At 43.1% G+C, this 14114-nt stretch carries 9 protein-coding genes; 3 read left to right on the forward strand and 6 right to left on the reverse strand.

Annotated elements, in window-relative coordinates; genetic code table 11:
- Nucleotides 1-148: 148 nt before the first annotated feature.
- The 4 genes from VT06_RS15370 to VT06_RS15385 all read right to left on the reverse strand — a co-directional run bounded on the left by VT06_RS15370 (nt 149) and on the right by VT06_RS15385 (nt 7755).
- Nucleotides 149-1156 (reverse strand): hypothetical protein, encoded by a 1008-nt coding sequence (locus VT06_RS15370; protein ID WP_046555212.1) that lies wholly within the window; start codon nt 1154-1156, stop codon nt 149-151.
- 530 nt (nt 1157-1686) lie between these two features.
- Complete coding sequence (locus tag VT06_RS15375; RefSeq protein ID WP_046555213.1) at nt 1687-4878, reverse strand: site-specific integrase; 3192 nt, start codon at nt 4876-4878, stop codon at nt 1687-1689.
- Nucleotides 4875-7295 carry a hypothetical protein gene (locus VT06_RS15380; RefSeq protein WP_046555214.1) on the reverse strand — a complete coding sequence of 807 codons (2421 nt, stop codon included), beginning with the start codon at nt 7293-7295 and terminating at the stop codon, nt 4875-4877. Before VT06_RS15380 ends, VT06_RS15375 begins: the two co-directional genes overlap by 4 nt.
- Complete coding sequence (locus VT06_RS15385) at nt 7270-7755, reverse strand: hypothetical protein (RefSeq protein WP_046555215.1); 486 nt, start codon at nt 7753-7755, stop codon at nt 7270-7272. Before VT06_RS15385 ends, VT06_RS15380 begins: the two co-directional genes overlap by 26 nt.
- 844 nt (nt 7756-8599) lie before the next feature.
- Between VT06_RS15385 and VT06_RS15390 the strand changes: the two genes are divergently transcribed.
- Entirely contained in the window at nt 8600-9799 is a 1200-nt protein-coding gene (locus VT06_RS15390) for a reverse transcriptase family protein (RefSeq protein WP_046555216.1), read from the forward strand.
- Nucleotide 9800: 1 nt separating this feature from the next.
- Nucleotides 9801-10562: a retron Ec48 family effector membrane protein gene (locus VT06_RS17635; RefSeq protein WP_052750309.1), complete on the forward strand. Its 762-nt coding sequence runs from the start codon at nt 9801-9803 to the stop codon at nt 10560-10562.
- A gap of 5 nt (nt 10563-10567) precedes the next feature.
- Here VT06_RS17635 and VT06_RS15400 read toward each other — a convergent pair whose 3' ends face one another.
- Both VT06_RS15400 and VT06_RS15405 read right to left on the reverse strand, forming a co-directional pair.
- Nucleotides 10568-10885 carry a hypothetical protein gene (locus VT06_RS15400; RefSeq protein ID WP_235357451.1) on the reverse strand — a complete coding sequence of 106 codons (318 nt, stop codon included), beginning with the start codon at nt 10883-10885 and terminating at the stop codon, nt 10568-10570.
- Nucleotides 10861-12111: a winged helix-turn-helix domain-containing protein gene (locus VT06_RS15405; RefSeq protein ID WP_046555218.1), complete on the reverse strand. Its 1251-nt coding sequence runs from the start codon at nt 12109-12111 to the stop codon at nt 10861-10863. Before VT06_RS15405 ends, VT06_RS15400 begins: the two co-directional genes overlap by 25 nt.
- A gap of 134 nt (nt 12112-12245) precedes the next feature.
- Here VT06_RS15405 and VT06_RS15410 point away from each other — a divergent pair, with 134 nt between their 5' ends.
- A complete protein-coding gene (locus VT06_RS15410; protein ID WP_046555219.1) occupies nt 12246-13739 on the forward strand; it encodes a S41 family peptidase in 1494 nt (497 codons plus the stop codon).
- Nucleotides 13740-14114 lie beyond the last annotated feature (375 nt).

The following is a 14114-nucleotide window of genomic DNA, read 5'->3' on the forward strand; positions in this document are numbered from 1 at the left end:
TCGCAACCAGTGCATACAATTCGTCCTGAATCTATTGACATGGCGATCTCCCTCTTTGAACAGAATAGCCACTTTGTATCTAACGTTTGGTTAGTTGGCGGGTTTTAGCGCGTCCCTTAACCAAACGGTTTGAACAACTGCTATACACTCATAGGTAATTTTTTAACTCGCCAATGAGGTCTAATGCTTCGGACTTATTAAGATATGGCACTTTAATTGTTCTTGCCCAATAAAAACTCTTTTCGGTGAACTCGGCAACCTTTGCAAACGGCATTGCTTTAAGTGGCATCCCTCTGCTTAATCGTGGAGTAAGGAATTCAACATCTCGATAAAGTGTGTATTCGTCTGGGGCTTTAACTTCACCTTTGACTTTCGCTGCAGCAATTATTCCATAGCCTTTGTGTGAGAAAAAAACAATATCGCCAATATGGACATGAGTAACGAAACGTTTTGCTTCGCCGTATGCCTCAAGGCGACCATTCTCCATCATGGACCAAATGGACTCTTCGTCCCAGCTACGGTTGGTATCAAACAAAACCCCTTTAACGTCACTAGGATTTTTATGCCTATCGTAAGGCGGAGCAAAAAACTCGAAATATTTTTCGCCGCCTAGCTCATAAACTCTGTAAGGAAGAAACTCAATGGAAACCCCACTTTTCTTCCAGTAATCAACTGCTGAAATTAACGAGTCATCTGCAGCGCTGCCTATTATTACTAGATGCTGCTTTTTGTTGATTTCTTTAGGTTCTAATTTGTGTTCTAAGCTAAAGGCTTCCCTGTGGGCGTCTACTAGAGATATTTTTGAGTCGCTGTATTCTTGATATTTTCTTTCAATTTTTTGGTAAGTCCATTGACCGGAGTCTTGCGCATACCGCAAGGCTTGCTGGACTGCACCGTCTCCTGCTGAGGCTCTTTTAAGCTCGAAAATGACTAACTCGCCCGTCTCGTTAAGTGCATATATATCAGCTTCTGACTGCCATTGCCGCTCTTGAAATATCGGCATTAATTTAGCGTCCTCAAACAAAACATCTAATATATTTTGTGCGATGAGGTTTTCTAGGTCTTTTTCTAATTTCCCAAAGCTAGAGAAATCCTTGAATTCAACCGGATCTATTTTCTCAAATACACCATTGTGACCTTCGATTCTATAAAGCACTTCGGAATCCTTGTGAGCGTATAATTTAGTCTGCCACTACAAACCGACATTAACAAAAATTCATGTCGTACGACATTACGTTATTTTCTTTGCAGCATGCCATCCTTTGAGCTCATTTTAAGCAGTTTCTAAATTCACGCCATACTGGTTACTTATTCAGTGTATGTTTTTCAGGCATGTTGAATAATCTGTGTCGGCATTTTGAATCGCGCGGCCCAAGTTGTCGTAAAATCGCTCTAAAATAGAGCTGAAGCATTGCCGTGATGAATATACCTTTTGAGCATTGTGAAAATTTTTTTGATTTTAGTTTTAGGGTCAGAACAAAATTAAACTATATTTGGCACTGCACTGACCGTCAGATTTTATCATGCTCTTTAATGGAAATTGTTAGATAGTGTTGAGTCTAATCCATTTGAATTGCTGCAGATAAGACAGGCTCATGCCGATGTACTTTGCGTTTTGATCTCACTAAAGACACGTTTTCCATATTGATTGATGACTAGGCGGTTTGTACGCTTGGTCCTTCCAGCTTAGATTGACACCATAAACAGCAAATATAACCCAAATCTGACACCATATTCGCTAGGTCTGCGGCGATGTTGAAATTGACTCTTCCCTCGCGCTAACCTTTTTCGCTGACGCGAGACGTCTGAGCCTTTGTTCGCGACAAAATCAATCGCGAGATACCCTTCTGGAGCATATTCTTTATTAGTACGGTTATCCCTGAACGGAGTTTGCCAGTTAGCCAGTGACCAGCTTTGCCACTGCAATTCGCGCTGTTCAGAATTAAGTGGTGCTCGTGAAACCAGCGTGAAGCGCATTCTTTGGGTGACAGCAAAGGCTTTTTTGAACACATGTATCGCATTGATAAAACGATGCAATGTCGTTACTTCATAAAACCGAAAATGTGGCCAGATAACCGAGCAGGAGGTTATCGCGTAGCGGGCGGCCCAAAAAATTTCGCCCTGCTCTTGCTTTGTCAATTGATTAAACTCTTTAGCCATGCGAAGGGCGATATTAAGGCTTTTTGCGCTAGCAGGTGGAGCAGGCAGCTCTGCGATAGCAGAGATATTCACTCTGGCGCTGTCTTTGTAGATAAAGCGTTTGTGATTGCGGGAGCGTTTTTTGTGTTCGAATTGCGATGCTTCATTAAACTGTTGACTGAAAAAATATGCCGCGTTATCACAAGCCTGTATTAGACGACTGAGCTCAATGTTGGCTTCTTCTGCACATATCTCTTTGGGTATGCCATGGTTAATAAATCGAATCAAAGCACGATAAATATCCAGCTCCAGCACTTGATGGTTAACGGATAGATCCAGGGAGCCCGGAAGGCGAGCAGTTGTTTTTTGCCAGTGTTCTAGCTGTATTGGGGCACACTGTTTTAACAGTTTACGTGCAGCGTAGCCTGCCATGCCCAGGTAAGCCGGAACAGGGTTTGTCGTTTCGATACGAGCACGGGTTGCTGTGCGCACATCCACACCTGCAAGTGCAGCTTCAGCTTCACGGCTTATATTAGGGGTACTGTTATTTAATTCCATCCAGATAAGCCAGCTCGCACTATGGATGTAGTGAAATAATGTCATGCCCGGCCCGGCATGACCGATCATGGCACTAATGGTGTGAAGCACTTTCCTGGTGGGTTGCCTTTCAGTAAGGTGTAAAAGTACCGACTTGGCTTTTTTCAGATGTACAAATTCAGAGGCGCTTTTTAGTATGTCGATTGGCGGCGGGTACTCATTAGATGGTTTTTCCTGCCAGTTCCATAGCATCCAGGTGGCAAATGAATGACGCAGATGATGGAAACGGAAACTATCATCTCCGGTAATGCGTTTTAACAATATTGTCAGTGGTTCAAATAGTAATCCTTCTAGTACTAACGGCCGACCAGAGGTGCCTAATGGCGGCTGATCACCAAAATAAAACAAGTAAGGTGAATGCTCGGTACCGAATTTTTGTCTTGCTTTGAGGTATTCGAAAAAAATAACCTTTTCTGCATCATTCAATAGTAACCCGAAAGGAATGCGCCGCTCCGCTGAAGTTGTCTTAAGAGACCGCTGCTCATGCGGCGTGATATAAAGTGTTGCGTAATCAGAGAGCCTATCCGATTTTGCATCTGTCGGAATTTCAATATCCTGCAGGCGCAAAAAGTACACTTCGCGCCGTCGCAGACCACAGCGAAAACCTAATATTAAAAGTAATATTAGTGCTCTGGTCTGTAAATAACTGAGTCCTGACTGCTGCTCTGTACTGTTAAGTAAAAAGTCACAGGCGTGACGATATTCCCAAGGCATTAAAATATTGGCGTCAACCGTTAGTGCTTCAAGTCGCTGGCTTTTGGCAATGTATTGTTGAAACAGATGACAGGGTGACACCTGATATGTCACCTCCAGATAGATGTGAAAGTCCCTTAAAATCCGGGCCCGTTTAGTTTGAGAAATTAAGCTGGTTCCTTCATCTATAAGTTGTATATAAAGCTCTGATAATTCATCGGGCTCGATGTCGATCGGATTACGCTCAGCAAATGCCAACATCAAGGGGTTGGCAATGGTATCCAGATAGCTGGCTATGGTGCTGGGAGACAACTTACCTGACCAGCGGCTTTGTGATGTCAGACGTACACTGGCCCAATGCAGCAGATAATGCAAAGCTCGGGGTAAATAGGTGTTCTCTTTTAGTTTTGTTTGAATCTCTTTAGCCACGTTTGAGTGCATTTGCTGTCGGGACTGGTTTGGTTTAGCTGGATCACGTTTCAGTTGACGTAAAAGAGCTTTAATCTCTTTCAAGCATGCCAGTGTTTGTTGCTGATCGTACTGTCGAGTATGGGACGCATAACCAATGGGGGTAATATTCAATATCTTGTTGCCTTCATCGGGTATTACGGATGTTTTAACTAGATCCAGTGCTGGCGATTTCTTACTTATTAGCCGGTAAAATACCTGTGGTTTAAGCGTAAGGTTGGGTTGTGCCCCTGTCAGGAGCGACAATGAAAACGGTGAGATTTCTAGGCTGAGTCTGCTGTTGATCGCCTGGACCAGCCAGCTAAACCGTAATTTGGTTTTTAGGTTAAGCTTGGCACCTTGCAAGTAGGTCTGAAGGCATTTTAGCGTATCCAGCTCAGAAGATTTCTGCTCATGCTCCTGTTCGGAATACCAGTGATTAATCAATTGAACCGTCATGTTATCAGGTTGCCAGATATGTGTTTCACCGGCAGCACCTTGTAGTTCAAACCAGAGCAGCTTTTTGTAAGACTGAGGTTGGCCGCTGAGTAGTAATGTTTTGAGGCTGTTCAGGTAATCTTTTCGTAGCAGTCCACCATAGCGCATCGCGCTGTAGAGTAGCCTGCCTAGATAAGATCGATACTGATTCTGGCTCTCCGTAAGGTTGCTATGAAAGAAGTCATCTAGCCTTTCAATAATATGAATATCGCTTAGGCTGCTTTGTTTTGCGGGTGGTGCAGGGCGCTTTAATTTAACCGGAGCACTTATAGAGAACGATGCTGGATAAGCTGAACGATGAGCGGCAATATAGTAATTTAGCTGTTCAACCAGATTAATTCCTGTTTCTTTAAAACGTTGGCTCTGTTGAGTTTTCAGCAACTGCCAGAAAAGGTCGTTATATTGCTGCTGTGTTAGGATCACAACCTCAGTGTAACCAGAGCTCTTGCCATTAAGACGCTGCAGCCGCAGCTGGATTTCTTCGTGTAACTCAAAGATGTTCATGCGAATAGCCCTGCAATCGTCTTAATACCTAACAGACGTGCAAACAATGTCATATGAGGAACCAATTGTGTCCTGATATCCCGCATCGACAAAGTAGAATGAGCTCCCCAGTACTGTTCACCAATATTGGCATGTCCCAGTGCAACATCGATGATCTCGTGTGATACAGATTGCTCTTCCAGATAATTGCGCAATAGCCGTCGATTAAGATTAGGTGGCAGGTTGATATAGTGGTTTAACACCCGTTGGTAGAGCAATGGCTGGAAGCGCTGTGTTTTGCCATTTGCCTCGATGTAAAACAGTGTTGGTAAGGACGCCGGTTTGATATTTGTGCGTAGCAACCGACTTTTTATGATCATGAGGTGGCGCTCGTAGGCGCTAATCAACTCCAGTACCGTCTTGCATAGAGGAATGTGGCGGGTATTAAATTCATCTTCACGCGCTTTTTCTTTGCGAATAAACACCCCTGCGGAGACAACCAGTTGTTCTCGCTGGACCAGTGGTGTGGTAATGGGCCTCATACCTGTCAGCAATGATTGGCAAAATACCTGATAGGTTACATAAAGATTATGAAAATCAATCCACTTACCCGGCTCGGTTAACGTAGTCTGTAAGCGTGATAGGTCATATTTAATTGCCGTAATCGCTGCAGTAATTTGGTCCATTTCCGGGCGATATCGAGCACCAATCCAGCCGTCACATTCGGCATGCGATGCAGTGCTGACTTTTCTCTCTACAGATGCAGCCAGAACATCCAACAATATCTTATACCGTTGCTGTAGGAGCGAAGTGTGGAGCGAGGTATAATAGCTTCGCGCCATGCTGCCCGGCGGCTCTCTATTAAATAAAAGTGCGGCTGTAGCCTGACCGAACACCGCGCAACCGGTTACGAGCAGGTAATTGCTGATGCGTCCTTTCGTTAAAGTACCTGAGCCAATGTCCGCTATATATTTGCTGAAATCAACTGACAAAATATTGATTTTATTACATGGTTTTTCTTGTGTTTGAGATGGAGGCTTTAATTTTGCGAGCTTCTCAAATTTAAATCTACAGAGTTTTGTTGCCGGCAATCGAAGCAGATTGGCGGGCTTTTGTGCTTCTGAAAAATCTCCCGTGGTTTTGTAATTGAGGTTAAGAGCTGGAATGACCCAGCTATGGGTGCTGTACTCGTAGCCTATTTGGACCGGGGTGTCGTTATCATCAAACCTGGTAGCGAATAATACTTCTCGTGCACGCTCAAAGGGCGAGGCGGTATAAAGCATGGTCAACAGGATTAGCTGTTTTATCAGGGTATCTGTGCTGATACTGACATGTTCATTGATAATAGCATCCAATATCAATTGATGTTCGTGGGGCGACAGCATTTGCAATGACAACGGCAGGTAATTGTTTTGGCGCGTTATACGGTTGAGAATGGCAGTGGAAACCCGTTTACCATGGAATGCCTGCACATAGGATTCTAATGGCTGCGATGTTTGGAATATGTAGACGTCCCCGACTTCCTGCTCCTGCTCTTCCTCGCCAGAATAGATGGCTTCGTAATCCACCGGCTCGGATGGGCTTTCCCAAAGTGCGTAAATTAGATCTTCGTCATCATGAATATCAGGTAGTGTTAGTTTAACTAGCATCGCACCCGTCAGGGCGGTAAAGCCATCAATTTCAGGAGACTTATGTGGTGTTGAGCCTCCCCGGCGACTTTTCACATTGTGGCGTTTCTTTTCTATTCCCAAACCAAGTTGAAAAATTTGGATAAGAGTATTCAGCCGCGACAATAGCCTTGCTTTATTCTTATACGCTAACCTCTCAAGTCGTAAAGACAGTTGTTGGAGGAGTCCTATTATTTTTGATAATGAATTGTACTTTTCACCCCTGATGTAGCCATACCAATCTGTTATAGGGGATTCTGTACTGAATTCTCGAAAAATTTCACACATCTGAAGTTTTTCATACTCTTTTAAAAAAACATCAGGATTCTTGGTTGTTTGCAGTTCGATTAACGCAGGAAGAAACAGCAAAAGCTGTTGCAAAGCATTATAAAACTGCTGATTTTTATCGCTGTTCATAAACAGCAAAACATAAATCGGATGCTTGGAAAGATAGCCCTGCATGGCTTTTTTGACATTAGTTTCCATCGGTCGGAAGAACTTAATCTTGTCCCGATGAAGCTGCAGTTTTTCGAGCAAGAAATATGCTGATGAACGGTATTTAATTGCTTGCTGAACCAATTTGGTATGCGGTGCGATGTCTCTGATGAGGGGTAATTCTAATGCTGCAGTAATATTTTCGAGCACAGCACCCAGATAAATCAGGTCATCAGGTGCATCAATAAAGTCGAGAAAGTCGACCAACTCCTCAGCATCTTTACCTGTAATATTAAACAGCGCTAAAGAGCTAATCAGACGATTTTTTCTGTCCACGGATACGCCTAATCGATTTCAGTTTTGGGAAAAGAAGTGATGCTCTGTGACTAAATGACTGAGCTAAAGTCTGTAATTGCTGCACATATTTTGGCCCAAGCGAATGCATGATAGGGGAGCCGGCAATATCAATAATCGCGATATCCGAGAGTTCCTCTGATGCTAGACCCGAATGCATGATGCAGGTGAGCTGAGCTTCCTCGTAAAGTCTTAAACATGCTAATTCATAACTCCTGAAACCTGCAATCACATGCAGTTGGCCTTCCAGTTTGGCAACATGAATAGGATGGAGATTCAATAAATAGTGAATAGCAAGCTCCGAGTAGTCGTCCGGAGCCGATGCATAAATCAGATCTGCTGTTGTCGCCACTGCGTTTTGAATGGCAGGATGTATTCCCTGAATATCGTTGAGGCGGACATCTATTAGCGAGCTGTTCTCTTTCTTTTTCGATTTAGTCATTACGTCATCAAAATGACAGAATTGAGTGCAAGTGTCAAAAATACGGTATACCTAATGTGACACAAATTAAAAATTTTGTCTCGAATTTACGGTTTTAATAGGTGTTTATGGTCACCATTGGTAAAAGATGTTTTCTTGCTGCAAGCCTTGATTTATATGTAATATAGCGTAAAATATGGGTTTCAAGGTGATTTGGTTTGGTAACAAGCCTTCATCCTCCGGAGGCAGAGGTCCCGCGTTCGAACGCGGCGGGTGCACCAAAACATTAAAACCACCTTATGGTGGTTTTTGTGTTTTAGGCACCTTGCCCAGTGAGAACGCGTTGTTCGACAAAAACGTCAGGAACGTTTTTGAACAGCTTTAGCTGGCCTGCGAGGCAGGCGAACCCCATGGATGGGGTGAGTAATCGCGGCGGGTGCACCAATTAAATCAAGGTCTTAGCTAAAAAGCAGGGCCTTTTTTTATGGCTATAAAAATTTTTATAGCTAAAAAAATTTTTATAGCGTATTTACAGCAGAAATATTTTATTATTTGATTCTCACCACTTCCAATTTGTAGACAATTAAAAATATTAGTGTTAAAAATGATTAATGCAGACGTATCGTCTGTTCGCCTAATTTGAAATAAAAATTGCATTGGTATTGTTCGGATACTCGAACGCTCTTATCGAGCTTATGAGAGGGAGCCACGCGCACCCTCCGCCACTCAAGAACGGAGTAGCGTAGGACGGTAAGCCTGACTTTATTGTTCTAGATTTTAATCTATGCAATTTCAATGGAAGCGACTAGAACAGTTTAACCCTGTTGTATGGGGGATGGTCAGGCTTATATTGTAGGAAATAAATATGGCAACGGATGTGCTATTTAAGAAAGTGTCAGCTCCAATCGTTTCAATTGAAAAGCTATGTTTAGCTCTTGATATTTCCAAAGAAGAGTTAAATGATGCTTTAAAATTAACATCTTCAGAACGCTACACCAAAAGCGAAGTGCCTAAACCAAACGGGAAAGTTCGCATTGTTCACAATCCTCATAAGTTAATTAGAAAGATTCAGCGTCGTATTAATACGAGACTTTTCAATCCTAAACCCACTGGTCGTGGTGTAGTTGAATGGCCATATTATATATTTGGTTCAGTTCCTAATGTTAAAGATCCTATTAAACCTATCGAACGGGATTATATAGCTTGTGCTCGACAGCATTGTCTATCTCAATCAATTCTAAAAATAGATATTACAGATTTTTTCGACAATATTCATATTGATCACGTTTATTATATTTTTAGACACCTATTGGATTATAGCGATGAAGTTTGTAATGTTATATCCGATATTTGCTCATTAAATGGTGCCTTACTGCAAGGAGCCTTAACTTCAAGCTATCTCGCATGCCTCTGTTTATTTGATGTAGAACCAAATGTAGTAATTCGTCTACAGCGCAAAGGTTTACGTTATACAAGGCTAGTCGATGATATAACCGTTTCTTCTATTAAAGACGGTTATGATTTCACTTTAGCTAAAAACATTATCGTTGAAATGCTTGAAAGTAAAGATTTACCCGTGAATGATGCTAAAACACAGATAATTCATAAATCGTCTGTCCCGTTAGTAGTTCATGGATTACGTGTTAATTTTAAAGAACCCAGATTACCTTCATCAGAGGTTTCAAAAATTAGAGCGTCAGTTAAAAATATCGAACAGTTAGCGAAAGAGAGGCATTACATAACCACTCATGCATATCGGAAAGATTTTAATAGATGCATGGGGCGTGTAAATAAGCTTAAAAGGATAGGACACAACCAACATCAATCTTTGGTAGAGCGACTTCGTAAAATACTTCCTCTACCATCTAAAAAAGACATTGAACGCTGTAAAGAAATGGTTTCTGGATTGGAGAGTGACTTTCCTAATAAAAAAGGACACTTTTGGTACCATCGAAGATTTTACAGAGCTAATGAAAGAATTACTATTTTAGATAGAACTTTCAAGTCCATAGCTAAAGAGCTTAGATTAAAAATGAAAGATATCAGACCTTTATACAAGGATTAGTATGAGACTGCTGAAAGAAATTTATGATTTTTTTAGATTGGAATTTTTAAAGGCGCTTAAGCCTCATCATCCAGTTTTATACTATTTTTCCAATTGTTTTATGTGGTTTTTTTTTGCTGGCGTTATTCTCACTTTAGTTTTTTTCTTTGTTTCGCTTTATCAAGTAAGAGGCGTAGGTTTTTGTTTGAAGCCAGGTTGTCTCAATAGCTTTTTGATGTTCCATGAAGAAGCAATAATGTTGGCAAGCTGGAGTTTGAGCTTTCTAGTGTCATTTTCTACGATTGGAGCAATTATAGTAGCTCTCTTAAGCTACATAAATAGCGTTAGTTCAACAGCACTTGGAACTCATATTGCACATTATAAAGTATTTCAGGAATATCTTAGTTTTGAACTAGAGAAGAATAGTAAGCTGTCATTATCATCAATTAACGCTCTTCAATGGTATAACCTCATTTTTAGCAAGTCACGGCTTGGTTCTACTACCGTTTCGGAAGAGTACAAAAAAAAAGTTGAAAGCATTAATAAATTGATTGCTGAATCAAATTCTAAAGCTGATAGCGCTCATAATGGGTCATTCTCTTATAAAGATCATCAAGGAAAAATGATTACTGCGCTGGCAAGTTTTGGCGTCCGTATAGAGCGCGCTCCAAGAAATGATTTTCAATCTGTTGAAAACGATATATTTAAATTAATTGATTCAATAAATTTGGAGTTTTGCTCACTCCAAGGTATTCAAAAGTCAGTGGACAGAAAATATCTTTAGTATAGTTATTTACAGAACTCCAAGTTAGAGCGAAAAGCGCTTCGGTCGAATTCAAGCCGCCATTGGTGCAGGCGGGTAATTATGGCTTGGCCAAGGTAACAAATGCCTTTTAGCTTGGTAGTGATAAAGCCGTCGTAATAGTCTGTGTTGATTTGGCCGGTTTCGGTGTCTATCTCAATATCATAATGCGGCCTGATGGTTTGCTCTTTGCGTTTGCAGAATACGCCGCCCATTAAGGTAACAAAGCTTTGCCAGTTACTGACGAAAGATATGCTGATATTAGCTGGTCGTAACGACCTCAACCGGAAATAACCGCCTGACACTGATAGTCCTTTTGCAGGCGTTGATTGAGCTGTTGGCATAATTGCAATGCGCCGGCGGTATCGCCGGTGGCGTGCAATACCCGGGCGAGACCCAGCGTAGCTTGCTCGTGCAACGGCGCAAAGCTAATGACTCTGCGATACCAGCTTTCTGCGGTTTGCCAATCAGTAGCGTTTAGATAATGATCGCCAAGCATACTGCCAATATCGGCTATCCAGGGCCGTATTTGTACTTCTTGTTGGTGGTAGCGTTCAGACATCGCATTAAATGCGGCTTCATATGCGAGCAGCGCCTGTGGCATATTGCCGGTGGCTTGATATAACTCGCCGATATTAAGCTGCACTTGCCAGGCTTGCGGATCAGCTTGCAGTGCTTGCTGATAAACGGCAATTGCCTCGTTATAATCGCCTTGCGCCGATAATACAAAACCCAGCGCTTTTAACGTAGTGGCACTATCTGGTTGTAAAGCTAACGCTTTTTCTGCCAGGGTGCGAGCCCGCAATAGTTGTTGCTGGCTGGCTTCATCGGCTAATGCATCTGCGGCTACTTTGCCGGTAAGGGTTAGGCCTTTGTTATCCTGTGTGCCCGACCAGCGTAGCGCTTTTTGCACCAGCGAGTTTGCTAGGCCAGCATAGGCTGCGCCAGAATCAGGATGTAACGTAATATGTTGCTGATACAACGAAATAGCCATTTCATTATCAGCCAACCGTATCTGATGGTAATAATCATCAGCGCGGCTTAATAAATTTTTGGCGGGTGGTTCGTCGTTAAAAAGACTGACCCGGAGTCCATAACTTAGCAGGGATACGAGTAATATCGACGTGGCTATTTGCCAGTACCTGCGCCAAAGTTGTGACTGCATGTTGGCAGGGCGTGTTGGCAAAGGAGGAGCAATACTGCTGACATCAGCGACTAACATATAACCGCGTTTAGGCACGGTTTCAATGTACTGCGGATTTTTAGGGTCATCCCCCAGACTAGTGCGAAGCCGCGAGATGGTTCGCGCTATGGTCTCGTCACTGGCATAGGCGCCAGGCCATACCTTAGCACTTACCTGCTCTTTTGTTACCAGTTGGCCGGGATGCTGCGCCAGGTATTTTAGCAGCTGGCAAGTTTTGGGTTCTAAGCGGTGGGTCTCGCCCTTCACAGAAGAGTCGGTATGGTTTAACCGCGCACAGACGCCGCTGCTAAAATCCACCTGCCACTGACCAATTAGCACTTTATCCATAATAGTATTTTTTAGTTAATTCAGTACATTACAAGCTGTCATGTTTTTGTCCGATTAATCATTTAAGATTGTCAGGACAATTCCAGCACCGGTTACTACTATTCTGCACAACCTACTTTACCGGAGTTTACCCGATGTTTCGTCAGATACTGTTAATTTTGTCCACCGTGCTACTGACCAGCGCGAATGTGGCCCATGCGGCTGCACCGACCCAGCATTATTCATTGGCCATGCTGCAACAGGATTTTCAGCAGCTTTATCAGGACTTGCAGCGCGGCAGTTACGACTTGTTCGCTCATTATCCGAAAACCCGGTACGACCAGAGCTTTGAGCAATACCTCGTCAAAATTGACAGCCCAATGACAGAATTGCAAGCCAGAAAGCATTTTATGCAATTTGTTGCGCTGGCAAACATTGCCCATACCCGCATCGATTTGCCGGCAGCACAATACCGTGATTTTGTGAAGGCAGGAGGTAAAACGCTGCCGTTCTCTTTTAATATTAATGGTGCTGACGTTAGGGTAGCCAGTTATTTCGGATCATCAGAGCAGGTGCAGGTGGGCGATCGGGTGCTTAGCATCAACGGCACAGCCATTGCTGCGTTTCTACAGCCGCTGCAGCGTTATGTTGCTGCTGACAATAGCACGCTACGAGATCGCTTAACCGAGGCACAGCTAACCCCATTGCTGTGGTTACATCATGGCGAGCAAGACAGCTACAGCATGACATTGCAGCATCAGGTTACTGGCGAAAGCTACTCAATGCAGCAAAAAACCCTTAGCCATACTGAACAGGCTGAACATTCTTCCGCGCATAGTGGGGAAGGCGCTAAACCGCGGCAATATAAAATTATTGCAGATAATGTCGGTTACCTGCAGCCGGGCCCTTTTTATAATATTTATGCCGCTACTGATGCCGAGATCTGGGACACCACTGAGTTTCATAGCTTTATCGACGAAGCATTTACGGCACTGCTTAAGGCTGACGTAACGGCCATTATGATCGACTTGCGCGGTAATCCCGGCGGTACTAACAGCTTCAGTGATCATATGCTGGCTTGGTTTGCCAATAAACCGTTTCGTTTTGCTTCGGACTTTAGGATAAAGGTATCTAATTTATCCCGTGCCGCTAATAAAGCCCGTATGCCAGAGAATGCGCCTGCCGATGCTATTAGTTTGCAGTTGGAGCATTTTTACGCTGGGCAAAAACAAGGCGAGGTTCTGTCCTTTCCGCTTAGTTACAGCCAGCCGCACAGTAAAGAGCGTAATATATCAGCAACGGATATTCAGGTTTTTATCCTGATCGACCGTTACTCGTATAGTAATGCGGTATCGGTGGCGGCTATTGCTCAAGATTACCAGTTTGCCACCGTGATTGGTGAACCCACAGCTGATTTAGCCACCACTTACGCTGCAATGGAAACCTTTACTTTACTGCACACCGGCCTTATTGTTGGCTACCCTAAAGCGCTGATTATCCGCCCCAATGGTAATACCCAACCTGCTGGTGTTACGCCGGATATTCAGCTGCCCTTTCTGGCTGATGCGAATGATAGCCAGCATTCGTTGTTCCAGATTGCCGATTATCTTAAGAAAAAGACTGGCACCGAGCTGGGGGCTGGTCAATAAAACATTTCAATGCTATTGCGTCGCAGTTTTGTAAACTGAGCCATGTTAGTTTCTTTTAAGTGGTGTAGTAACCTCAGTTTTGTAGACTGAGTGTGCATTCAGCACGGTGTTTTAGGCACCATGCCCAGTGAGAACACGTTGCCCTGACAGCCACCGCGTTCAGAGTGAGGAAGTGGGGTAAAAACAGAAGATAAACGAAGATCAGATCATGTTGGCCGGACAAAGCGAAATACGCAAATGACCGCTATAGGTCGATTTTTGCTTTTTTTTAGACAACAAATCCGACATTGCAGACCTAATTATGAGTTTTGGATAACATCGAATTTTTTTATTCTTATACAGTTACATTGATAGCAACGTCATACCAACAGACTT

The sequence above is a fragment of the Arsukibacterium sp. MJ3 genome (assembly GCF_000987765.1).
In the GTDB taxonomy this organism is placed as follows: domain Bacteria; phylum Pseudomonadota; class Gammaproteobacteria; order Enterobacterales; family Alteromonadaceae; genus Alishewanella.

Bases quoted from the DNA above. Each gene is read 5' to 3' on its own strand.
- VT06_RS15375 (WP_046555213.1), bottom strand. From the start codon at position 4,878: ATGAACATCTTTGAGTTACACGAAGAAATCCAGCTGCGGCTGCAGCGT.
- VT06_RS15385 (WP_046555215.1), bottom strand. From the start codon at position 7,755: ATGACTAAATCGAAAAAGAAAGAGAACAGCTCGCTAATAGATGTCCGC.
- VT06_RS15390 (WP_046555216.1), top strand. From the start codon at position 8,600: ATGGCAACGGATGTGCTATTTAAGAAAGTGTCAGCTCCAATCGTTTCA.
- VT06_RS17635 (WP_052750309.1), top strand. From the start codon at position 9,801: ATGAGACTGCTGAAAGAAATTTATGATTTTTTTAGATTGGAATTTTTA.
- VT06_RS15405 (WP_046555218.1), bottom strand. From the start codon at position 12,111: ATGGATAAAGTGCTAATTGGTCAGTGGCAGGTGGATTTTAGCAGCGGC.
- VT06_RS15410 (WP_046555219.1), top strand. From the start codon at position 12,246: ATGTTTCGTCAGATACTGTTAATTTTGTCCACCGTGCTACTGACCAGC.